We start from the raw sequence: 22,329 nt of genomic DNA, 5'->3' as shown, positions 1-22,329 counted from the left end.
AAATGTTTAGTTAAAAGCAAACAATAGGATAAAGTGAAATTAAACAAAGATATAAAATTAAACGTAATTTATTGTTTCTATACAATTAATTGCTTTTTGATGACAGATTGATTATCTTTAAGGAGGAAAACAGTATGATAAGAGATGAGATTAGCGTTTATTGCCACCAAAAACGTCATCCGGTAAACAAGCTAGAGAAAGAAGCATATTAATCCAATTAATTGGCTATTGGAGCTTCCTATAGAGAGAACGCAGACTAATACCAGCCACTTCGGCTACTTTCACTTTGTCATGATTATAAAAGGACAGTAAGTCAGACAAATATAGGTACTCTGCTGTTTTTAAGTCCACCCACTCTCTCTTTGTGTCATTTACGTTGACACACTCTGTAGGCTGAGCTGCAATCTGTTGATTAAGTTCCTGATCAATAATCAGGCACTCCTCTATCGTACTGCGTTCAATGACATTCGTATCCGTCAATATGGTGGCACGGTTGAGAATGTTACTTAACTCGCGAATATTGCCAGGAAAGTCATATTGCTTTAATACATGAAACGCAGAATCCGTAAGATGATATTCCTTACGAGGACTAATACGCTTTAATAATGTGCTAATTAGCAAAGCAAGATCGTCGCGTCGTTCACGTAATGATGGAACATAAATAGGGAAGACATTAATTCGATAGTATAAGTCTTGACGAAACACGCCATCTTTTACCATTTGAGCGAGGTTTTTATGGGTCGCACAGATCAATCTAAAGCTCGTATGCTTGGCACTGGAGGAACCAACAGGCCGGAACGAACCTGTCTCAATTAAACGTAGCAGTTTGACTTGCATCGAAAGGGGGACGTCGCCAATTTCATCCAAGAATAGCGTTCCACCGTTCGCTAACTCCACTAATCCCGTGCGATTGCTATATGCCCCTGTGTAGGCGCCTTTCACATGACCAAACAATTCACTTTCAAACAAAGAGTCGGTTAAGCCAGCACATTCTAAGGTGACAAGCGAATTCTTCGCTCTGTCACTGCCTTGATGGATAGCATGTGCCACTAACTCTTTACCACTTCCCGACTCCCCTAGCAGCAATACAGACGCATCGCTCTGGCTGACTCGGGTCACTTTTTCTAACATGAGATTAAAAGGCTTACTAGATCCCACTAGCGTTTTACTGCCAGTTTCAGCACTGGCTATAGCAACAGCGCGCAGTAACTCAACGAAAAATAACAGCTTACCCTGGCTATCATGGATTGGAACCATTTCTACATCCACATGTTCCTTGCCTCTTGGGGTTTGGTGAATATGCAGAACTCGTTCTTTACGACCAGAGTCTAGAGTTGCCGCAAGCGGGCAATCTTCTCCAGCCACATCACAGGGGACGTTATAACCATGGGATACCTCAAAACAACGCGGTTTGGCTTGCAATAGAACCTCACCAAACTCTTCTCGATAATACTGATTGATCGCGAGAATTTGATAATCCACCGACACCAGAATCGCTGGGCAATCGTACCCCTCGAGCATGCTCGTAAGTCCTTCAAGAGACGGTGAATCAGACGCAATGATATCCATACACAAGCCTCGCCATTTTTGTCAAAAGTTAAGACAAATATGACAAGAGATATGATGTTGGTCAATTGAATTTCGATAGAACTGACCTGCAAAAAATAAAAATCCCTTCTTTTCAAAGACTTAAGAAACCAAAAGACATTGGCATGCTTTCTGCTCTACAAATCTTAACAAGATAAATCGGCCAAATCAGCATGCTATTTGACCAACAATCAATCGGAGAGGTGCAAGATGACAACTAACACGGTAATGAAACCCGAAGTAGCGGCTTTTTTTGAAAAAGATACCAGCACATTTTCTTATGTGGTAAAGGACCCTGAATCGTCAAACTGTGCGATTGTCGATAGTGTCATGAATTTCGATTATGCCTCTGGCAGCACTTTTTATAAAAGCGCTGACGACATAATTGAGTATGTCACGGCGCATAAACTGACCGTAGAATGGTTAATTGAGACTCATGTCCATGCAGATCATCTTTCCGCCGCCCCCTATATTAAAGAGAAACTTGGTGGAAAAATTGGTATCGGTGAACAAATTCGTACTGTGCAAGACACCTTTGCTAAAGTCTTTAACGAAGGTCAGGAGTTTAAACACGACGGCTCTCAATTTGATCATTTATTCAAAGATGGCGAACAATTTACCATCGGAACGATGCCATGTACCGCCATGCATACACCCGGCCATACACCGGCATGCTTTACCCATGTGCTAGGTAATGCCGTTTTCGTTGGGGATACCTTATTTATGCCTGATGCAGGAACAGCTAGAGCCGATTTCCCTGGGGGCGATGCTGGTACCCTGTATGACTCCATTCAAAAAATCCTCGCCTTACCTGAAGACTATCGAATTTATATGTGCCATGACTATTGTCCAAATGGACGTGAACTCGAATATCAAACGGATATCAAAACTCAGCGAGCACATAATATCCATGTCAAACAAGACATTAACAAAGCCACTTTTGTTCAGTTACGGGAAGGCAGAGATAAAACCCTAGCTATGCCACGTCTTATTTTACCATCGCTGCAAGTGAATATGAGAGCCGGCCACCTTCCTAATTCAGAAGAAAATGGTTTGTCTTACTTAAAAATCCCACTAAACGCCTTTACATAAAACATCAACATAGAGCACGAGAATCATAGACTCACCAAAGAGCAGCAAACATACATATAACGACAAAAAAGAGAGAAGAGCATGTTGCGCAAAGCCATCACAGACCACTATTCCGTGTCTGAACAAATCAGTTTAGACGACGTCGATACCTTAGCAAAATCAGGCGTCACACTGATCATCTGTAATCGACCTGACAACGAGGAGGAAGGGCAACTTAATTTTGCCAAAGTGGCCGAACAGGCCAAAGCCAATCATATCTCGGCGATACACATCCCTTTTTCTGGAGGCCAAATGCAACCAGAGGACGTTGGGGCATTCAAACAAGCGCTCAAAGGGACACTGAACGTTCACGCATACTGCCGGACAGGTAATCGTTCAACGCAAATCTGGCAAGCTAGCCAAGAACCGACCATTCAACCCCAAGCGGCTGCCTCCGCATCACCCTCCCCGCAATACGATGTTGTTATTGTCGGCGCAGGATCCGCAGGCTTAGCAACCGCTGCGAGCTTGCTAAAACGTCAATCCAACATCAAACTCTGCCTGATTGACCCTGCCAACAGCCATTACTACCAACCGGGGTGGACCCTCGTTGGCGGCGGCGTATTCAAAGCAGCCAAAACTCACCGAAAAATGGCTCATGTCATCCCCCGCAATAGTACTTGGATTCAACAGTCCGTCAGTACTTTTTTACCCAACGAGAATAAGCTAGTACTGGATAATGGCCAACAAGTCAGTTACCGCTTTTTAGTAGTTGCTGCTGGCATTAAACTCAACTGGGAGGCCATTGAAGGATTATCTGAGACTCTTGGAAAGAATGGCGTTACCTCCAATTATCGCTATGACTTGGCCCCTTATACTTGGGAGTTGGTAAAAAACTTAAAAAACGGAAATGCTGTATTTACCCAGCCTCCTATGCCCATAAAATGCGCTGGTGCGCCACAAAAAGCCATGTATTTGTCGTGCGATCATTGGCTAAAAAACGGCAGTCACAAGAACATCAAAACGTCTTTTTATAATGCTGGCGGCGTGATTTTTGGCGTACCAGCCTATGTACCCGCCCTTGAAAGCTATCTTAAAAAATACCAAGTCAACACTCAATACAGTCACAACTTGGTGAAAGTCGATGGTCCAAACAAACGGGCGTATTTCGCGGCAAAAGACAAAAACGGCGAGCCCACGATCATTGAAACCCAATTTGATATGCTGCACGTTTGTCCGCCGCAATGTGCACCCGACTTTATTCGCAATAGTCCCCTTGCCGATGAGGCTGGCTGGGTCGAAGTCGATAAGGAAACCTTACAACATACTCGATTTAGCAACATCTGGTCACTGGGCGATGTATCCAACACGCCTAACGCCAAAACCATGGCTGCCGCTCGTAAACAGGCTCCAGTCGTCGCCCAAAATATTGCCGATGCGTTACAAAACCGTCCGATTAAAGCCATTTACGACGGTTATGGCTCCTGTCCACTCACCGTTGAACGTGGCAAAATCGTCTTAGCGGAATTTGGTTATGGCGGAAAGCTTTTACCTACCTTTCCAAAATGGATCAATGATGGCACCAAACCCACTTATTTTGCTTGGCTATTAAAAGAAGAGATCTTACCGCCCTTCTATTGGCATGGCATGCTAAAAGGCTATGAATGGTTCGTTAAACCTGAAGTGAAAGAATAGGTGAACCTAACGGTAGGCAAGAACGCTGTTGAACCACGCTCTTGCCTACAAAACGACAAGCAATCACAAGTGATCCAGCTATAAAGACCCCTTCTCCGTCGACGATGCTGATGATTGTCAGCTCATTCACTCAGCCTGCGACTAATCATTGTCACTGTTGTCATGTCCTATGCTACTCTTCGGAGTAAAGCCATTTCACGATCTGAATAAGTGAGTCATCCATGTTTGAAGCAGCCGAGTTAGGACGATCTATCAGTAAGCACGACTATAAAGAGCAAGAGCCCATTCTTCGTGAAAAACTATTGCTTACCCAATTCGAGCTGCAACAAGCCAACGTTCCCGTCTATATTCTACTCGAGGGCGTTAACAACAAAGATAAAGGCGATGTTATCAACCTGCTCAATCAATGGTTTGATACCCGTGGATTAGAGGTAAACGGCTTTGGCGCCAAAACCGAGGCGGAAGCCAGCCGACCACGCTTTTGGCGTTATTGGCGAAACTTCCCAGCCCGTGGCCGCATCGGTTTATTTTTTGGTTCTTGGTACAGTGGTGAGCTCATCAAACGGGCGATAAAGAAACAGAAGAAAGCGGCCTTTGACACGCACATGCAGCGCATCCTAGCGCTAGAAACCACATTGGCCAGAGACGGTGCCTTAATCCTCAAGTTCTGGCTACACTCCTCTCAATCAACACAAAAGCAACGCCTAAAAGAACTCAAAGCCGCCCAGAAAGAAGGCTGGAAAAGTTCCCAGGCAGATTTTCAAATTCTGACCCATTACCCACGTTATATTCACGCAGCAGAAAGAGCCATTCGGCTAACCGATCAAGCCATCTCTCCTTGGTATGTCATTGAATCTGAAGACAATTACTATCGAGATATAGCAGTCGTTAAGCACATTATCGAAACAGCGGAAAACCACCTAGCAACTCGACCTAAAGCCGACACCAAGAAAAGTGCCCAATTACAAGCTACTAAAACTTTTTCTGAGGAAGATTCAAAAGACGCCACTCAAAAAACTCACGATGAGCCGATAACCGAACCCACGATCTTAAGCCAACTTCAGCAACCGCCGTCAGAAGAGCCCAATGACAACGGTAAACATCTGGCTAAACTACAAGAAAAACTGACCCGACTTAGCTGGCAGGCTTATCATAAAGGCATCAGTTTTATTCTGGTATTCGAAGGATGGGATGCGGCGGGCAAAGGCGGTGCTATTCGACGCATTATGCAAGCAGTGGATGCCCGTATTGCTAGAGTTATCTCTATTGCCGCTCCCACGGATGAAGAAAAGGCTCACCATTACTTATGGCGTTTCTGGCGACACATACCCGCCTCAGGTAAACACACCATTTATGATCGCAGTTGGTATGGACGTGTGTTGGTAGAACGCGTAGAAGGCTTCGCCACTGAAAATGAATGGCGACGTGCCTACACAGAAATTAATAACTTTGAAGAACAAATTATCCATCATGGTAGTTTGCTGCTAAAATTCTGGCTGCATATCGATCAAGAAGAGCAATTAAAGCGCTTTGAAGCCCGTGAAAACATTCCCTACAAGCAACATAAAATCACGGCTGAAGACTGGCGTAACCGCAACCACTGGCAGGCCTATGAAACTGCCGTTAACGATATGGTTGTTCATACCAGCACAGACTATGCACCGTGGACATTGATCGCCGCCAACAATAAACACTATGCTCGCATCGCGGTCTTAGAAGCATTGTGCGACCAACTGGAAAGCAGGCTAAAAGAAACAAAATAATGCAGCGTATTAATAAAAAAGGAGCCCAACACAAATGGGTGAACTGATACAACAGGGCATCTCAGGATCCCTGATTGGGGTGACTATTTTTTACCTACTCAGCTCATTGCTCGTCAAACAATGGGTACGTATTGATGTATACCAACTGCTCCTATCCATGGCCGTTGCTTTCCTCGTTGCGATTGTTTGTGAGGTGGGTCTTGGTCAGCTGTATTACCTAGTGATGGGTAAACCACTCTGGCAGTATCATGTTTGGCCTATCCACGATGGTTACACATCGGCACTAAACTTCATAATTTGGCCAGTATACGGCTTTTACCAATACTGCCTACACCATGTATTGACGTACAAAAAATGGCAATTACGCCCCTATTGGCTGATGGGCCTAGCGTCCGGCCTAGATGGTCCAATTCTGGAAATCCTCGCCAATGGCTTTTTCTTACTGTTTTATCAGACCTTCTATTTCTATTATTTACCCGACGATATGAGGCACTACACATCTATCCAAGTTGTGCCCTTATACATGATTATGGGGGTAATTCTTACGGTGGTACTAAAGCATCTACGCGAGCGTCCTCCTAGCTGGATATACCCTATTGTATTTTACTCAGCAGGAGTAGTTTTCATCCTCACAGGCTAGTCCCCTCTTCTCTCATAGGGCGTTAGATACCATCTTCTAAGGATAATTATAGACAGTATCTAACGGCTAAACAGAGGCTATTTTGTACGCTAAAATAGCAGTTTTTCTTGAACCTGATGAACGCTTTTCGGGGTCATAGAAAGTATCAATCACTTGAAAACCAGCTTTCCTCATCATTCCCGCCGAGGCTAGGTTCTCTTCATGTCGCTCAATCAATACCACTTGCACTGGTTTCTTTTTCGCCTGTTCAAGGCAAAGTTCAAGCAACTTGGTCGCAATATCCTGACCAGAATAGACCTGAGACACCACCACATCACCGATAAAACAAAGCGAATGGAGATCAAAATACTGGGCCAAATAAGCAGGGCTAACGGATCCATCAATTAACACAGCAAAACCAATGATTTGCTTATTATCAGCATCCTCCGCCACCATCGCTATCGCCGAGCCCTCTTCAATCAATTTGAATTCCGCCTCAACGCCCTCCTCAGTCAAATAATTCCACTCATTAGGACCTTGGTCCCAGAGTAATGTTTTCAGCGCTGAAAGCTCAGCCACTGCCGCTTGACGATACACAATCATACTCATTTATCCTCTAAGCCATTGAGTTGGCGAATAATATCCAAAAACAGATCTCGACCGTAGGTAGGGATTTATCCCAACACCAAGCTAAAGAACCAACAGACATTTGTAAGATATAAGTTATATGTTTTACATTCTTTTGCTTGAAAAATAAGTTTTAGACCTAACACCAAATTATGTTACGAGCCATAAAATGATTCATTTTTAAGCAGCTCACCCATTGTTCGTATACCGTTTTCAAGAAGCGCTAATTTGTGTCCAAAGTTGATTCTTATGCAGTGACCATGACGCTCTGAAGATGAAAAAATGCTACCTGAGACAACCTGTATTTTTCTCTGTAAAAGGCTTTTATTAAAAGCATTGGCATTAAAGTTTTTAGGGAATTCTACCCATAGAATATAGCCGCCTTGAGGCTGACTCATTCTTATTCCGGTAGGAAACGATTCTCCTATCCATTCGACCGTTTGCTGTAAATTTCTGTGGTACATAGCGCGCATTTTTCTTAAATGAAGTAGGTAGTATCCATCTTCTATAAAGCTTGCGACAGCAATCTGTGCCGCACTCGAAGTACTGCCTGTTCCTGTATATTTCATATACAAAACACGGTCAAAAAAACGTGCTGGTGCAATCCAGCCAATGCGTAGTCCCGGAGCAATGGTCTTTGAAAAAGACCCACAAAGTAGTACTCTGCCGTCCATATCCATTGACTTTATGGTTAAAGGACGTGGGTAGCGATAGGACAAATCACCATATATATCATCTTCCAGAATCATCACATTGTATTTCTTGGCTAAATTGAGCAGCTCCCTTTTGCGCTCTTCTGGCATGATAAAACCTAAGGGGTTATTACAATTGGGCGTAACTTGAATCAGCTTCACTGACCACTGTTCGAGAATCATCTCTAATGATTCAATACTTATCCCTGTTATAGGATCAGTTGGCACTTCTAACACTCTGACGCCACAGGCTTGTAAAATTTGTATTGCACCATGAAAAGCTGGTGACTCAATTGCAACAATGTCCCCTGGTTCACAAACAGCTCGAATAGCAATAGACAACGCCTCTTGGCATCCACTAGTAATAATTAATTCTTCCGCAGCAATATCACAACCTGAATCAATTAGCATTCGAGATATCTGTTCTCTTAACTTTTTCATGCCCGAAATATCATCGTAGTAGAGCGCTCGTTTATCGGTGCTTCTACCCGTTTGACTAAGCGCTTTCAGCAAAGGCTTTAATGAAGAAGAATCTACATCAGGCATACCACGTCCTAATTGAAGTACACCATCGCTAGGAGAGCTTGCAGCTAACTCTAAAATGCTATGCCAGTTCTTAATATCTACAGGTTCTTGAGTAACAGGCTGAACATTGGGTAAATGGCCACTTGCTAATTGGCCTTGACGAACAAAATAGCCTGTTTTTTCAATAGGAATCACCAAGCCATTTTCTTCTAGAAAGTGATAAGCGTTTTGCGCTGTACCAAGACTAACACTAAACGAAGTACAAATTTCTCTCATGGAAGGCAGCTTCTCTCCAGGGCGATAAAACCCTTTTTGAATCCGATCAGAAATAACATTCGCAATATCGACATATTGGGGCATGGCAACTGGTTGCTCCGTACAGCTTCAAAACATACAAAGGAGAACAAAATAAGATATACAGAAGTCATAAAATGCTTTCCTGTATACTTAAATTAGCAAAACTCTATACATTTTAACAGGGCAAAAATCCACCGATAATCAATTACGAGATAGCCACTGCCTGACTGATTGCATCTCTAACCAATTCCAAAACCTATCAATTAACTTGGAGAAAACGATGACCATTAGCGTATGGTTGGTGTTTATTTGCCTGACAACAATACAAACTGGAAGCCCCGGCCCATCGACTGTAAACCTCATAAACAACGCCATTAGATATGGAAAATTTCAAGCCATCTTTGTTCTTACAGGTGATGTGTTAGCGATATGTATCATGGGACTAATATCATCTGCAGGAATAGACATATTTTTTTCCCAACACCCAACACTCTTTGGCGGACTAAAAATACTCGGTGCGATTTACCTCATTTATTTAGGATTTAAATCTTTTACCAAAAAATCCGTAAAACTAGGTGATGAAGCCAATATGAGAAAAGAAGGATTCTGGAAGCTTTGGCGGCAATCCTTTTTTATCGGTATAAGCAACCCGAAAGCCATAATCTATTTTTCGGCCTTGCTGCCACAATTTGAAAGCCATGGAACGCCTAATCTACAGCTATTTATCATTTTGGTACTCAGCAGCGTGCTCATTAAATTTGCCACCTTATCTATCTACGCCTTCATTGCAGAATATTTGTCATCAAGAATAAAATCGCCTAAAGCAGCAAACACCGGAAATAAACTCGTAGGAATTTTCTTTATGTTATTTGGCTCGCTACTCGCTGCATCGGGAATTTTTTAATCCATTTCAAGAAAAAAACGAGCCGTAGCTCGTTTTTTGCAGATTCCAATAAAAGGAAAAACAATATCAACTTAATGCTTTCGCATGATGCTCTAGGTGGTCATCAATAAAGCTGGCGATAAAGAAGTAGCTGTGGTCGTAGCCAAGTTGGCGACGTAGGGTAATCGGGTGATCTGCTTTTTCGCAGGCTTCAAGAAGCACGTCTGGTTTGAGTTGCTCTTCTAGGAAGTTGTCGGCTTCACCTTGGTCGATCAGTAAATGTAAGCGTTCACTTGCATTTTCAACAAGCAATGTCGCATCCCATTCGTTCCAAGTGGCTTTGTCTTCACCTAAGTATCCAGTAAAGGCTTTTTCGCCCCAAGGGCAATTGGTCGGATTCGCAATGGGAGCAAAAGCCGAGACGGACTGATATTTTTCTGGATTTTTCAGGGCACAAATCAAGGCACCGTGACCGCCCATAGAATGACCAGAGATAGAGCGTTTTTCCGTCACAGGGAAGTTAGCTTCCACTAAGTGCGGCAGTTCTTGCACCACGTAATCATACATGTGATAGGTATTCGAATAAGGCTCAACGGTTGCGTTGATGTAAAACCCAGCCGCGGATCCAAAGTCGTAACTTTCATGCTCATGCGGATAATCCGTACCTCGTGGGCTGGTATCAGGACAAACAATCGCCAAACCTAATTCAGACGCCTTGCGAAAGGCTCCCGCTTTTTGCGTAAAGTTCTCATCGTTACAAGTCAAACCTGACAACCAATACAAAACAGGCACTTTTTGGGTTTCTGCTTGAGGTGGCAAGTAAATAGCAAACGTCATTTCGCTTTTTACGGATAAACTTTCATGCTTGTAACGCTTTAACCAACCGCCAAAGCTTTTCGTGCTAGATAGTAGTTCCATATTCTTCTCCTAAACATTAGCCATTTAGGTGACACTAAATGGCTAATTGGATTGGTTCGACTGATCTTAACAATTACTTTTGATCAAAAAGGATGACAGTACGAATACTCTCGCCTTTGTGCATCAAGTCAAACGCTTCGTTGATTTGCTCAAGAGGCATAGTGTGTGTTACGAATGGGTCGATTTCGATCTTGCCATTCATATACTCTTCTACGTAACCTGGCAGTTGGGTACGACCTTTTACACCACCAAAAGCAGACCCTTTCCAAACTCGACCTGTTACTAATTGGAATGGACGCGTAGAGATTTCTTGGCCTGCGCCTGCAACACCAATGATGATGGACTCACCCCAACCTTTGTGACAACACTCAAGGGCAGAACGCATCACTTGTACGTTACCAATACACTCGAAAGAGTAATCCACACCACCATCTGTCATTTCAACAATCACTTGTTGGATTGGCGCATCAAAGTTTTTCGGATTAACACAGTCAGTCGCACCAAATTGTTTCGCCATTTCAAATTTGGATTCGTTAATGTCGATGGCGATAATACGAGAAGCACCAGCCATACGAGCACCTTGGATAACAGATAAACCAATGCCACCCAAACCAAATACAGCAACGGTATCGCCTTCCTCTACTTTCGCTGTGTTGAGTACCGCGCCAATACCTGTGGTGATACCACAACCTAGCAAACATACTTTTTCTAGCGGTGCATCAACGTGAATTTTCGCCAGAGAAATCTCAGGAACGACACTGTATTCAGAAAAAGTAGAGGTTCCCATATAGTGATAAATCGGCTCGCCATTAATACTGAAACGAGACGTGCCATCTGGCATTAGGCCTTTACCTTGTGTTTCACGGACGGCACTACATAGGTTGGTTTTACCAGACTTACAGAACTTACATTCGCCACACTCTGCTGTGTAAAGTGGAATAACATGATCGCCGACTTTAAGGCTAGTAACCCCTTCACCAACGGCTTCAACAACACCCGCACCTTCATGACCAAGAATCGCAGGGAAAACACCTTCTGGATCTTCACCTGACAAAGTGAACGCATCAGTGTGACAAACACCCGTTGCGACCATACGTACCAAGACCTCCCCTTTTTGCGGATCTTGCACATCCACTTCTTCTATTTTAAGAGGTTGGCCTGGTCCCCAAGCAACAGCAGCTTTACATTTCATTATCTTCTCCCAAGTCTTGTGTTAATCATTAACGTTTTAACTAAAAAACTAGAATAGATTGATAGGATTAAGGACAGTAAAAATCTTCATCCTCTTCAGTTTCCACAGTGTAGACGCTAATGATTAGGACGATAATGCCTATTTTAGAAAATCATTATTGTTATACTGCAATAATAACTCCCATATAAAGCTATATTGTTATAATATAACACGATCAATACACGTAAAAATGAGAGTGAATACATGAAGAACTGGGAAGCGATGGAAGCCTTTGTCGAAGTCGTCAGACAAGGTAGTTTTTCAGCGGCGGCAATCAAACTCAACGTCTCGGCATCGCACATCAGCCGCTTAATCACGCACTTAGAAAACGAGCTGGGGACCACCCTACTATTTCGCACCACAAGGCGCATTCGTTTAAGCGAAGCTGGCGAACTGTATTATCAGCATTGCCGTAGCTTGCCTGAAGCATTAAGTAACGCCGAAGAAGTCGTATCTACTTTTAATCAAGCCCCGATTGGCCCCTTCAAAATGACTTGCGCGACCACGTTTGGCGAGCGTTACATCGCGCCTATCATCAACGACTTTTTGCTCAAATACCCAAAGATAGAATTGGATTTTCATCTAACCAACCGTGAAGTGGATTTAATTGAAGAAGGTTATGACCTTGCTATCCGCATGGGTGCCTTAAAAGACTCCAGCCATTTATCAAGACGCTTATGTGACCGGGCCGAGCATCTGTGCGCTTCACGGGAATATGTTGATCAACATGGTATTCCCCACACTCTATCCGAGTTAAATAAACACCGCTGTTTAATAGGCTCAAAAACCCATTGGCTGTTTCAGCAAGATGGCCAGCGTAAAGAGGTGAAAATCTCCAGTAACTGGCGCAGCAACTCGGGGCCAGCTCTGTTGGATGCGGTCAAAAAAGGCTTAGGTATTGCCCAGTTACCGGATTATTATGTCACCGATGAATTAGCGTCAGGCAGGTTAATCGCTCTCTTACCACAATATCAGTACCCTTACAGCGGCGTCTGGTTGGTGTATCCAAAGGTACGACAAACCTCTCCTAAGCTACAAAGCATCTGTGACTATCTAATCCAATGCTTTAAAGACAACCCGCCATTTTAGGGTTTGGCCTTTAAAATGGCTCTATGTTTAAATACCCTCAAACGACTATATGAATGGGCCCACTATGTTTTCTCAACAAGACCTGCTGCAGGTTGCACGACAAACCATGCCGTTTGGTAAATATCAAGGCCGAATTCTGATTGATCTACCCGAAGCTTACTTACTTTGGTTTGCCCACGAGGGATGGCCAAGTGGTAATTTGGGACAATGGCTACAATTGGCATTAGAAATCAAGATCAATGGTCTAGAAAAGTTGGTCGATCCGCTGCGTTTACCAGAAGAGGAAAAACCAAACGGGCCGAAAGTGCGCATTCGTTTTGATGACGAGTAAATCGCTTTATAATCGAATGGCTAAAAAGAGGCTTCAGGTATAACACACAATGAATAGATCATAGGCAATAGTAGGCTCAGCGTTGAAAGTACAACACTCCCTCCTGCTCCCGCTGCAAAATAAAGCCTGCTCGTTGTGCCACTTTTATTGACGCGATATTCTGAGCTTTCACCTCTGCAGCAAGCGGTTCATTGAATTTTTTAACCGCCAAAGCCAGCATTTGGGAGGCTATTCCCTTATTTCGATAGCGAGGAGAAACAGACCAAGATAGCGTCCAAGTACCGTTATCAAAGTCCGCTCGAATTGTGCCAACGGATACATGTTTTTTTTCAGCAATATACAAGCGTCGATTTGAGTTGCTCAAAGAGGCTTTTAACCATTGCATATGATCGGCCACTTCGACCCACTCGGTTGAATGACTTGCCTTTCTTGTTTCAGGATCATTACGCCATTCAAATAAGCAGTCGGCATCTTTCATGCTGGCAAGTCGTAAAGTCAACCCCATCATCATTCGAACTCCTCTTTTGCTCATCAGTGCAAAAATGTCGTGTTGTTGCTTGCGATTTAACGAAGTTGTAGAAAGAACCCAAGATAAGCATTATATTTGTTACGAATCAAGCAGTTCGATAAGAAAGCCATATACACCAAGAAAATAATGCTTAAGGACACCTATGAATATTCAAGTCGATGATTTGTCTGGCCCAGAAATCGCACAGTTATTGACTGAGCATCTAAACGACATGCATGCTACGTCTCCCGCAGAAAGTGTTCATGCTCTGGATTTAAGTGGATTAAAAAAGTCCAATATTACCTTCTGGACAGTGTGGGAAAACGATCAACTACTTGGCTGTGGTGCCCTCAAACAATTAGATGCAACCCACGGCGAGATAAAATCCATGCGAACGAACAATACCGCGCGCAATAAAGGGGTAGCCTCTTCACTTTTACAGCATATTTTGCGTACAGCCATGGAACAAGGGATGAAGAAAATCAGTTTAGAAACAGGTTCACAGAATTTCTTTGAACCTGCAAGAAGGCTCTACCAAAAATACGGTTTTACAGAATGTGGGCCATTTGCCGATTATAAACTCGACCCATATAGCGTCTTTATGAGCAAAGCGCTTTAACATGAGTAACGTTAAAAACAACATACCGAAACGCCCCCAATTTCTGTTCTGAGAGCGTTCGGTACTCTTGATCTCATTTTCCTTTTTAATGGCCACCAGAAACGCTGCTAGAGTCATCACTAGCCGCTTTTTTGGTAAAGAAAACAAAAGGCGTGAGCACTAGGAATAACACCGTCAACATTGCAAACAGATCAATTGTCGACAGCATTAAGCCTTGTGAGGTCACCGATTGATTAAATTGCAACAAGCTTTCTACCGTTGGGTGTTGAAGTTGTTGCGACACCAATGGGTTATATTGCGAGATATTTTCACTCAGTAACGAATGATGAAGACTTGAGTTACGTGCCCATATCCATGCTGTAAGAGAAGATGAGAAGCTCGCCCCCAAGGTTCTAATAAAGCTTGATAGAGAAGCACCATCAGCAATTTCGTGACCATTTAGATCCGACATCAAAATGGTCGTCGTGGGCATAAAAAATAGCCCTATTCCCAATCCCATAAATAACTGAACTAACGCCACTGTGGCAAAATTCACGTCCAAATTAAAATGTGCCCGCCAATAACAGCTGATTCCAATCACCACAAATGAGCTAGCCGCTAACCAACGCATATCAAGTCTATGCCCAAGCTTACCCAGAATAGGTGACAGCAGCAACGGCAAGACCCCCATTGGTGCCGCAGCCAGACCCGCCCATAACGCGGTATAACCCATTTGGGTTTGCAGCCATTGGGGAAGAATCAGGTTGATACTGAAAAAGCCACCGTAGCCAAGCGTCAACAAAATGGTGCCAACACAAAAGTTACGATTAGCAAACAGACGCAGATTAATGACCGGATGTTCGTCAGTTAATTCCCAAATCACCATAAAGATCAACATGATGGCAGCAAAGACTGAACCTGCAATAATCCAGTTATTGGCAAACCAATCTAAGTCATTCCCTTTGTCTAATACAATTTGCAGCGCACCAACCCCAAGGGCCATGGACACCAAACCAACCATATCTAATTTCGGTTTGGTTTTTTCCTGCGGACGATTTTTAAATTGCGACAAAATTACCACGATGGAAAAAATACCAACCGGTATATTAATAAAGAAAATCCATGGCCAGCTGTAATTATAGGTTAACCACCCACCTAATATTGGGCCAACGATCGGACCAACAACCGCTACCATGCCGATCAAAGCCAAGGCCATCCCGCGCTTTGCTCGCGGAAAGATCGACATCAATAACACTTGGCTCATTGGAAACAAAGGAGCCGCCGATAAACCTTGTAGGGCCCGAAAAAACACGATCTCAGCCATGTTTTGCGAGATACCACACATGAATGACGTCGCTATAAAGCAAAACAAAGCCGCAATATAGAACTGAACTTCACCAAACCGACGACTCAACCAAGAGGTAATCGGCAACCCTATGGCATTACAAACGGTAAACGACGTAATGACCCAAGTACCTTGGGTAAAACTGACACCCATATTGCCAGAAATGGTCGGCAACGCGACGTTGGCAATAGTGGTATCCAACACCTGCATAAATACCCCCAGCGCAATGGCGAACACACAGAGCGCCATATTCGCTGGTCGAAACCCTTCTTGTTGGCTCATAGGTCACCCTTACGACTTGTTTTTAGGTGCATGGTTTAGTTGGGGATCATTGTCTTTTATAATTCTGCTAACGATCTGCTGGATGTTTTCCATCTGCTTCTGGTAGACATTGGTTTCATAGCGTGGCTTTTTAGGGCTGCTAGTTGATAACAACTTGCCCGTTTGCGTGACTGTATCCACATCGACATTCATCGACAAACCAATACGCAGAGGATGAGCTGCTAGGTCATTGGTATCCAGCTTAATTCGAACAGGTAAACGTTGAACGATTTTAATCCAGTTGCCCGTCGCATTTTGTGCAGGTAGCACAGAAAACGCGCTGCCAGTACCGATTCCCAAGCTTTCTACCGTACCGTGGTAGACCACCTTGTCACCATAAAGGTCGCTTACTAACTTCACTGGCTGTCCAATACGCATATTATCCAGCTGCGTCTCTTTGAAGTTGGCATCGACCCACACTTCATTAAGAGGTACAACCGCCATTAAAGTAGAGTTTGGTGAAACACGCTGCCCTAACTGTACTTGACGACGTGCCACATAACCGGTGACAGGGGCTACAATACTGGTACGCTGCTTAGCTAGATAGGCCTGCTTCAACGCTGAAATGGCTGATAAAACAATTGGATGCGTTTCCACTGTGGTGCCCGATATCATAGAGGATTGAGCCTTCAGCTGCTCCTCCGCTACATTCAGTTGGGTTTGCGCTGACTCCACCATGTCTTTTGCGTGGCTTAAATCTTCTTGAGACAAACCACCTGCTTTGACCATGTTTTTACGGCGATCATAGTCTCTTTGTGCTTTGTGAAGAGCAATCTTATTCGCCTCAACTACGGCTTCGGCTTGAGTCACATTATTAAACATAGCCCGCACTTTTCGAACCGCTTGGGCTAATTGTGCTTTCGCATTTTCAAACTGCAGATCAGCATCGGTTTGATCGAACCGTACTAACACCTGCCCTTTTTTCACAAAGTCGCCATTATCCGCAGCAATTTCCGTGACAGTACCCACTGTCTCTGGCGTAATAGAGACAATATTACCTTTTACGTACGCATCATCTGTTGTTGTATTACCCACAACAAATTCTTCGTAGTACCCGCCTACTCCGATCGCACCCAAAATAATTATGCCAAGAAAGATCATTAAACTCTTCTTACGTTGGCTCTTCTTTGGTGTCACTGTGTTGTCATTGTCTTGCATAATTTTGTTCACCCATCAATAGAAGTTGATTTATCTTCAAAGCCACCACCTAACGCCTCAACTAAGGCGACTTGCTGCTCTTGCAGTTGGTTTTTCAATTGGGTGACGACCGATTCAGCTTGTAGTAATTGATTTTCAATGAGCAGCACTTCTAGCTGACTCCCCATACCTGACTGGTAACGTTTTTCTGTGATGTGGTAGCTTTTGGATGCTAACTGGAGACTTTTTTGCGCGTCTTTTATTTGCTCATTGATGGACTTAATCGATAACACTTTGTCAGCTATATCCCCGAACGCTTTAGTGATGATCTTATTGTATTGAGCAACAGCCGTGTCATAAGACGCTGTTTTATTAATCAAATTAGCTTTTAGATCTTTCGTAAATAAAGGTAAGGAAATCGCTGGACCAACGCTCCAAGAACGGCTTGGTTCACCAAAGAATGCGTCCCCCGCAACCGCTTTAAAACCTGCCGCCGCACTTAAGTTCACATTGGGATAAAAACGTGTTTTAGCAACATCAATGTTCTTACTTGCCGCCTCGACACGCCATTTTGCCGCTACGATGTCGGGACGATGCGCCATTAAGTTCGCTGGTAGTTGTTGCGGCAATCTAAGCTTATTTCCCATCTCGACAGTAGGACGAGTTATGGTATCGGCAAGATCCGGCCCTTCTCCTACCAAAGTAGCTAAGGCATTTTTCAATAACTGAATCGACAAAGCACGTTGTTTCAAGACTTGTTTGGCTGACGCCTCATTACTTTGTGCTGTGTATAAGTGGTCGTCTGATGTTAAACCATTCTTCAAGAGTAGTTGAGTAATGGAAACAATGCGCTGTGTTCGCTTAAGATCATCCTTTGCTAGGTCTTCTAAAGAATAAGCATTTGCAAGCTGCACATAAGTGCGAATAATAGCCGAAGATAATTTAATTTTTGCGGCTTGATGATCTATTTCCGCTGCTTTTTGATCATTGACACTGGCAATCCAAGCCGCTTTATTCCCACCCCATAAATCAAAAGAGTAGTTCATATTTAAGCCAAGATTATAGACGGTTCCGTACCGACTTCCTTGGTAGGCAGGGTCTTCTATACGAGACAAGCGCGAACGAGTCGCTCCCGCATTCGCAGAAACTACAGGATCAAATTTACTGTCTGCCGCCATCACATAAGCCGACGCTTTTTCTAAATTTGCGTTTGCCATTTGCATATCGGGACTGTGTTTTAACGCCTGAGTAATAAGTCGATTCAACTGAGCGTCATCTAATGACAGCCACCAGGACTGGGCAGGCCAATTAGCAGAATACAAATGCTTTGTTTGTAAGTCGCTCGCGTGTTTAATCAGGGCATCACCATCCATGGTATTATGCGTTTTAATATATGCTGGCGGCGCACAGCCGTACAGAAAGCATAACGACATAAAAGTAGTAATTTTTGCCAACTTTAACATTTTGCATCCTTTTATTTAGACAATACGAACTTTTCTGAGGGAAAAGAACTGACTATTTTGCTTAAACAATGCTGGAGATTTTGCTGTTCTTGCGTTGATAAGCAGTCCACTAAGTGATCTATCGCCGTCTGTATAAAAGGCATTGCCCTATCGGTCACAATACGGCCCTCTTCTGTCAACTGAATGAGAGTAGAGCGACGATCTTCAAGGTCCGTCTCTCGCTTAATGAGTTGCTTTTTCTCTAATCGATCTAACATTCGCGTCATTGCACTACCATCAACACTCAATGTTTTACTAATATCGGAAGAACGCTGAGTTCCCATAAAGTAAAGTATCAAAAGTACCTTAACTTGACTGGAGGTAATCTCTTCTTGAGCTAAATATTGGTCAAGAAGGCGATCCTTTATATGGTTCGTTCTACCAAGCAAAAAACCAATACTGGAAAATAATTGCTCATTAATTTGTTGTTTATTTAGCGTCATGATTGATTTAATTAAAACCCGAATAAATTTACTTGCCTATGCAACAATTGCATAGGCAAGTAAATTATTCCACCCCTTCTTATCCGTCGTCAATCGTTAAACAGTAGCCAATGACGATCACTGAAAAGTTTATTATTTAGTACACATTTAGTTCACTGTTTTCAGATAAAACGATGCCACCTCCCTATTGGTAAGCAACAAGAAAACTCTAATTTTAAGGCAAAAAAAACCAGCAAAATAAGCTGGTTTTTTTGCCTTATTTGGTAAGGGAATAACCAAATAAAACACTTCTAGGGTGTTGCAAGCCCCTAGAAGGAACAGAACAAGTAGACTTGCCTAAAAAAGCGCTATATTCCGCCCTGTGTCAGCTTAGCGGGATCTAGCAAAGCAAGCAGCTCTTCTCGACTTAAGTCGGTTTCTTCTTCTGCCACGTCCACCACAGGCCGGCCTTCTTTGTAGGCCTTTTTAGCAATGTCAGCGGCTTTAAGATAACCAATAATCGGATTCAAAGCGGTTACTAGGATAGGATTACGGTGCAAAGCATCATTGAGCTTGTCTTCATTAACGGTTAGTGTCGAGATAGCGTTGTCTGCCAGAAGATAGGCACTATTAGCTAATAATTTAATGCTGTTAAGCAGGTTTTTGGCGATCATTGGCAACATAACATTTAATTCAAAGTTGCCCGCTTGACCGCCAATAGTAATAGCGGCATCGTTACCGATTACCTGAGCGGCTACCATCGCAGTGGCTTCTGGAATCACTGGATTGACCTTTCCCGGCATAATGGATGAACCAGGCTGCAACGCTTGCAGCGTAATTTCACCTAAGCCTGCTAATGGGCCAGAGTTCATCCAGCGCAGATCATTGGCAATTTTCATATAGCTAACAGCAACCGCTTTCAGCTGACCCGATAATGCAACCGCTGTATCTTGAGAGCCAATTAAGGCAAAGAAGTTCTTTCCTGGCTCAAAGGTAATATGGGTCAAATCCGATAGCTCTTTGGCAAATACCGCCGCGAATTCTGGATGAGCATTAATGCCAGTGCCTACAGCCGTACCACCTTGAGCTAATTGCGTAATCTTACCTTCTATGTACCTTAGATTATCTAAGTTGTCTTGCAATTGTGCCGCCCAGCCATGAAAGGTTTGGTCAAAACGCACAGGCATGGCATCCATTAAATGGGTACGACCTGTTTTAGTATAGCCGGCCAGAGCATCTCCCTTCTCTTCAATCGCCTTTTTCAAATGAGTAATAGCAGGTATTAAATGCCCAAGTAGCTCTATTGAAGCGCTCACATGAATAGCGGTTGGAATGATGTCATTACTGCTTTGCCCATAATTTACGTGATCGTTCGGGCTTACCTTTTCCCCCAAATGACGGGTCGCCAGCGTCGCGATCACTTCGTTCGCGTTCATATTAGTACTGGTACCAGAACCCGTTTGGAAGACATCGACAGGAAAGTGGCTCATCAACGCAGGATCATTAAGCAGTTCATCACAGGCTGCCTGAATGGCGATAGACATCTCTGGTGTGATGCACTCAAGGGACTGATTCGCCCGAGCTGCGGCAGCTTTTAGGGTAATCAAAGCTCGAATAAAGGCTTCTGGTAGTGGCTCACCGCTAATCGGAAAGTTATTAATAGCTCGCTGTGTTTGCGCGCCATATAGAGCACCTTCTGGAACATTTAACTCACCCATGCTGTCTTTTTCAATACGCGTTTTCATCTTGTTTCATCGCCTTCTTGTTGTAAGCTGGAAAGAAAGTAGTGACTCAGCGTGCGCAGATCATGCTCCAGTTTAAAATAGGACTTAGCATCTTGGTAAGTAATAATGAGACGCTTTAAGTTCGCCAAAGGGCGATACAACATATCTAAACAGGTTTCGCGCCAGTAGATCGCCAAACTGGTATCACACACTGTATCAAGCAAAACATTAAATACGCGCTGATGCAAAGACATCGCATCATTTATACTTAGCCGCTCAGCGTACTCTTCACTTATGTCAAGGTAACGGTAAAGCACTTGCGGGGTATCGGCACATCGTCCACCTTGAATCATTTGTTCAAACACGGAGAAAGGCACTATATGATGGCTCATAATCTTGTCCTACACTATTGAGATGATAATGATTATCAATAATGTTATCGAATTATTGAGCTGTCAAGAAAACAATAACGATTATCATTTATTTTTAGCTTCATACATGATCTCTGACAACATTCACGCACCATCAATACACACCATAAAAAAACCACCAGAGCAATGTTCTAGGACATTACGACTGGTGGTTTTTTTGTCATTATAAATCTGATAAGCGAGTGAGTACTCTTAGTGTTGGTGTCCCCCCAGCCCATGAGCATGGCCGTGCGCTATTTCATCATCCGTCGCCTCACGTGTGTCAACAATTTCGACATTGAAAGTCAAATCCTTACCAGACAGAGGATGATTCAAATCCACTGTGGCATGTTTAAGACCAGCTTTAATAATGGTGACTTGACGCGCGCCTTGATCGGTCTGAACCATCGCAACCATACCAGGCTTCCAGCGCTTTGCGCCTTGAAGGTGTTTTACTGGCACTTGTTGTTGACGATCTTCATGACGCTCCCCATAAGCTTCAGCCATAGGAACCGTGACTTCAAATTCAGCACCGGCTTCTTTTCCTTCCATGGCTTTTTCAAGGCCAGGGATGACATTACTGTGACCATGCAGATAGGAAATGGGATCTTTACCTGCGGATGTTTCGATCAGTTCATCACCATGACGAAGTGTGTAGTGAAACGTGACAACTTGATTGTCTGCTATTGACATGTTCTTTCCTCTAAAATAAATCGGCCTGATAAATACCATCGCGTATTTTGCGCAACATTATAGAAGCTCCGCAGAAAATGGCGAGTACCTAGACTCTTCTTGCTCCATTTAAAACAGACCAAGCAACAACTCATTTTTCTTGATGGTGATATTTTTGATCATGGAGGCCGCTAACTTCTGCTCTAAATTATGATTCAGTACATAAACAGGGTGTCCCCCTGTGTCAGGATAGTTGTCGCCTCATTTGATATTATAAATAGACAGGGGGCGGTAAGTTAAAACCAGTGGATTACCAAAGACATTCAAGAGCCTTTAAAGAAGCCATCTTACAGAAACTCAGC

At 43.5% G+C, this 22,329-nt stretch carries 21 protein-coding genes; 8 read left to right on the top strand and 13 right to left on the bottom strand.

Translation table 11 applies throughout. The features are described from left to right. Positions 1-225 precede the first annotated feature (225 nt). On the bottom strand, positions 226-1,569 hold the full coding sequence (locus tag MSP8886_RS04235; protein ID WP_067013107.1) for a sigma-54 interaction domain-containing protein: 1,344 nt from the start codon (positions 1,567-1,569) through the stop codon (positions 226-228). Between the two features lie 228 nt (positions 1,570-1,797). On the opposite strand from MSP8886_RS04235, the gene MSP8886_RS04230 reads away from it, so the two are divergent. The 4 genes from MSP8886_RS04230 to MSP8886_RS04215 all read left to right on the top strand — a co-directional run bounded on the left by MSP8886_RS04230 (position 1,798) and on the right by MSP8886_RS04215 (position 6,756). After that, positions 1,798-2,679, top strand: a complete 882-nt coding sequence (locus MSP8886_RS04230) for an MBL fold metallo-hydrolase (protein WP_067013105.1) — start codon at positions 1,798-1,800, stop codon at positions 2,677-2,679. Between the two features lie 81 nt (positions 2,680-2,760). Next, a complete protein-coding gene (locus tag MSP8886_RS04225) occupies positions 2,761-4,353 on the top strand; it encodes a bifunctional protein tyrosine phosphatase family protein/NAD(P)/FAD-dependent oxidoreductase (protein ID WP_067013103.1) in 1,593 nt (530 codons plus the stop codon). A 221-nt stretch (positions 4,354-4,574) separates the two neighbouring features. After that, positions 4,575-6,116 (top strand): polyphosphate:AMP phosphotransferase, encoded by a 1,542-nt coding sequence (gene pap, locus MSP8886_RS04220; protein ID WP_067013101.1) that lies wholly within the window; start codon positions 4,575-4,577, stop codon positions 6,114-6,116. A gap of 34 nt (positions 6,117-6,150) precedes the next feature. Then, entirely contained in the window at positions 6,151-6,756 is a 606-nt protein-coding gene (locus MSP8886_RS04215; protein ID WP_067013099.1) for a hypothetical protein, read from the top strand. Positions 6,757-6,822: 66 nt separating this feature from the next. On the opposite strand, the gene MSP8886_RS04210 is transcribed toward MSP8886_RS04215, so the two are convergent. Then, positions 6,823-7,344 carry a GNAT family N-acetyltransferase gene (locus MSP8886_RS04210; protein WP_217491114.1) on the bottom strand — a complete coding sequence of 174 codons (522 nt, stop codon included), beginning with the start codon at positions 7,342-7,344 and terminating at the stop codon, positions 6,823-6,825. Between the two features lie 173 nt (positions 7,345-7,517). Further along, positions 7,518-8,939, bottom strand: a complete 1,422-nt coding sequence (locus MSP8886_RS04205) for an aminotransferase-like domain-containing protein (protein WP_067013097.1) — start codon at positions 8,937-8,939, stop codon at positions 7,518-7,520. Positions 8,940-9,156: 217 nt separating this feature from the next. Between MSP8886_RS04205 and MSP8886_RS04200 the strand changes: the two genes are divergently transcribed. Further along, positions 9,157-9,780 (top strand): LysE family translocator, encoded by a 624-nt coding sequence (locus tag MSP8886_RS04200; protein WP_067013095.1) that lies wholly within the window; start codon positions 9,157-9,159, stop codon positions 9,778-9,780. 66 nt (positions 9,781-9,846) lie between these two features. Here MSP8886_RS04200 and fghA read toward each other — a convergent pair whose 3' ends face one another. Then, on the bottom strand, positions 9,847-10,677 hold the full coding sequence (gene fghA, locus MSP8886_RS04195) for an S-formylglutathione hydrolase (RefSeq protein WP_067013093.1): 831 nt from the start codon (positions 10,675-10,677) through the stop codon (positions 9,847-9,849). 73 nt (positions 10,678-10,750) lie between these two features. After that, positions 10,751-11,869, bottom strand: coding sequence for an S-(hydroxymethyl)glutathione dehydrogenase/class III alcohol dehydrogenase (locus tag MSP8886_RS04190; RefSeq protein ID WP_067013091.1), 1,119 nt, complete (start codon positions 11,867-11,869; stop codon positions 10,751-10,753). Between the two features lie 243 nt (positions 11,870-12,112). Between MSP8886_RS04190 and MSP8886_RS04185 the strand changes: the two genes are divergently transcribed. Beyond that, complete coding sequence (locus MSP8886_RS04185) at positions 12,113-12,997, top strand: LysR family transcriptional regulator (RefSeq protein ID WP_067013089.1); 885 nt, start codon at positions 12,113-12,115, stop codon at positions 12,995-12,997. A gap of 64 nt (positions 12,998-13,061) precedes the next feature. Then, positions 13,062-13,328 carry a DUF3820 family protein gene (locus MSP8886_RS04180; protein ID WP_067013087.1) on the top strand — a complete coding sequence of 89 codons (267 nt, stop codon included), beginning with the start codon at positions 13,062-13,064 and terminating at the stop codon, positions 13,326-13,328. 76 nt (positions 13,329-13,404) lie between these two features. On the opposite strand, the gene MSP8886_RS04175 is transcribed toward MSP8886_RS04180, so the two are convergent. Then, complete coding sequence (locus tag MSP8886_RS04175) at positions 13,405-13,839, bottom strand: GNAT family N-acetyltransferase (protein ID WP_067013085.1); 435 nt, start codon at positions 13,837-13,839, stop codon at positions 13,405-13,407. Between the two features lie 160 nt (positions 13,840-13,999). On the opposite strand from MSP8886_RS04175, the gene MSP8886_RS04170 reads away from it, so the two are divergent. Then, positions 14,000-14,455: a GNAT family N-acetyltransferase gene (locus tag MSP8886_RS04170; RefSeq protein ID WP_067013083.1), complete on the top strand. Its 456-nt coding sequence runs from the start codon at positions 14,000-14,002 to the stop codon at positions 14,453-14,455. An 85-nt stretch (positions 14,456-14,540) separates the two neighbouring features. On the opposite strand, the gene MSP8886_RS04165 is transcribed toward MSP8886_RS04170, so the two are convergent. From MSP8886_RS04165 to MSP8886_RS04135, 7 genes are all read right to left on the bottom strand, one after another. Then, entirely contained in the window at positions 14,541-16,061 is a 1,521-nt protein-coding gene (locus MSP8886_RS04165) for a DHA2 family efflux MFS transporter permease subunit (protein ID WP_067013082.1), read from the bottom strand. 9 nt (positions 16,062-16,070) lie between these two features. Further along, entirely contained in the window at positions 16,071-17,258 is a 1,188-nt protein-coding gene (locus tag MSP8886_RS04160; protein ID WP_067014414.1) for an HlyD family secretion protein, read from the bottom strand. Between the two features lie 8 nt (positions 17,259-17,266). Continuing rightward, complete coding sequence (locus MSP8886_RS04155) at positions 17,267-18,700, bottom strand: efflux transporter outer membrane subunit (RefSeq protein WP_067013080.1); 1,434 nt, start codon at positions 18,698-18,700, stop codon at positions 17,267-17,269. A gap of 11 nt (positions 18,701-18,711) precedes the next feature. Then, positions 18,712-19,182, bottom strand: a complete 471-nt coding sequence (locus MSP8886_RS04150; protein ID WP_067013078.1) for a MarR family winged helix-turn-helix transcriptional regulator — start codon at positions 19,180-19,182, stop codon at positions 18,712-18,714. Positions 19,183-19,529: 347 nt separating this feature from the next. Then, entirely contained in the window at positions 19,530-20,906 is a 1,377-nt protein-coding gene (locus MSP8886_RS04145) for a class II fumarate hydratase (RefSeq protein ID WP_067013076.1), read from the bottom strand. Then, positions 20,903-21,277, bottom strand: a complete 375-nt coding sequence (locus MSP8886_RS04140; RefSeq protein WP_067013074.1) for a hypothetical protein — start codon at positions 21,275-21,277, stop codon at positions 20,903-20,905. Before MSP8886_RS04140 ends, MSP8886_RS04145 begins: the two co-directional genes overlap by 4 nt. A gap of 231 nt (positions 21,278-21,508) precedes the next feature. Then, positions 21,509-21,988 carry an FKBP-type peptidyl-prolyl cis-trans isomerase gene (locus MSP8886_RS04135; RefSeq protein ID WP_067013071.1) on the bottom strand — a complete coding sequence of 160 codons (480 nt, stop codon included), beginning with the start codon at positions 21,986-21,988 and terminating at the stop codon, positions 21,509-21,511. Between the last annotated feature and the right edge of the window lie 341 nt (positions 21,989-22,329).

Origin of the sequence: Marinomonas spartinae (assembly GCF_900089775.1) — a bacterium.
Classification (GTDB): domain Bacteria; phylum Pseudomonadota; class Gammaproteobacteria; order Pseudomonadales; family Marinomonadaceae; genus Marinomonas; species Marinomonas spartinae.
Note: the sequence above shows the minus strand (reverse complement) of the source record. Positions and strands in the feature narration are given on the sequence as shown.

Excerpts from the sequence above, each read along its gene's own strand:
- pap (WP_067013101.1), top strand. The coding sequence starts at position 4,575 with ATGTTTGAAGCAGCCGAGTTAGGACGATCTATCAGTAAGCACGACTAT.
- MSP8886_RS04165 (WP_067013082.1), bottom strand. The coding sequence starts at position 16,061 with ATGAGCCAACAAGAAGGGTTTCGACCAGCGAATATGGCGCTCTGTGTG.
- MSP8886_RS04205 (WP_067013097.1), bottom strand. The coding sequence starts at position 8,939 with ATGCCCCAATATGTCGATATTGCGAATGTTATTTCTGATCGGATTCAA.
- MSP8886_RS04150 (WP_067013078.1), bottom strand. The coding sequence starts at position 19,182 with ATGACGCTAAATAAACAACAAATTAATGAGCAATTATTTTCCAGTATT.
- fghA (WP_067013093.1), bottom strand. The coding sequence starts at position 10,677 with ATGGAACTACTATCTAGCACGAAAAGCTTTGGCGGTTGGTTAAAGCGT.
- MSP8886_RS04155 (WP_067013080.1), bottom strand. The coding sequence starts at position 18,700 with ATGTTAAAGTTGGCAAAAATTACTACTTTTATGTCGTTATGCTTTCTG.
- MSP8886_RS04170 (WP_067013083.1), top strand. The coding sequence starts at position 14,000 with ATGAATATTCAAGTCGATGATTTGTCTGGCCCAGAAATCGCACAGTTA.
- MSP8886_RS04185 (WP_067013089.1), top strand. The coding sequence starts at position 12,113 with ATGAAGAACTGGGAAGCGATGGAAGCCTTTGTCGAAGTCGTCAGACAA.
- MSP8886_RS04230 (WP_067013105.1), top strand. The coding sequence starts at position 1,798 with ATGACAACTAACACGGTAATGAAACCCGAAGTAGCGGCTTTTTTTGAA.
- MSP8886_RS04160 (WP_067014414.1), bottom strand. The coding sequence starts at position 17,258 with ATGCAAGACAATGACAACACAGTGACACCAAAGAAGAGCCAACGTAAG.
- MSP8886_RS04200 (WP_067013095.1), top strand. The coding sequence starts at position 9,157 with ATGACCATTAGCGTATGGTTGGTGTTTATTTGCCTGACAACAATACAA.
- MSP8886_RS04140 (WP_067013074.1), bottom strand. The coding sequence starts at position 21,277 with ATGAGCCATCATATAGTGCCTTTCTCCGTGTTTGAACAAATGATTCAA.
- MSP8886_RS04175 (WP_067013085.1), bottom strand. The coding sequence starts at position 13,839 with ATGATGATGGGGTTGACTTTACGACTTGCCAGCATGAAAGATGCCGAC.
- MSP8886_RS04215 (WP_067013099.1), top strand. The coding sequence starts at position 6,151 with ATGGGTGAACTGATACAACAGGGCATCTCAGGATCCCTGATTGGGGTG.
- MSP8886_RS04210 (WP_217491114.1), bottom strand. The coding sequence starts at position 7,344 with ATGAGTATGATTGTGTATCGTCAAGCGGCAGTGGCTGAGCTTTCAGCG.
- MSP8886_RS04180 (WP_067013087.1), top strand. The coding sequence starts at position 13,062 with ATGTTTTCTCAACAAGACCTGCTGCAGGTTGCACGACAAACCATGCCG.
- MSP8886_RS04235 (WP_067013107.1), bottom strand. The coding sequence starts at position 1,569 with ATGGATATCATTGCGTCTGATTCACCGTCTCTTGAAGGACTTACGAGC.
- MSP8886_RS04190 (WP_067013091.1), bottom strand. The coding sequence starts at position 11,869 with ATGAAATGTAAAGCTGCTGTTGCTTGGGGACCAGGCCAACCTCTTAAA.
- MSP8886_RS04135 (WP_067013071.1), bottom strand. The coding sequence starts at position 21,988 with ATGTCAATAGCAGACAATCAAGTTGTCACGTTTCACTACACACTTCGT.
- MSP8886_RS04145 (WP_067013076.1), bottom strand. The coding sequence starts at position 20,906 with ATGAAAACGCGTATTGAAAAAGACAGCATGGGTGAGTTAAATGTTCCA.
- MSP8886_RS04225 (WP_067013103.1), top strand. The coding sequence starts at position 2,761 with ATGTTGCGCAAAGCCATCACAGACCACTATTCCGTGTCTGAACAAATC.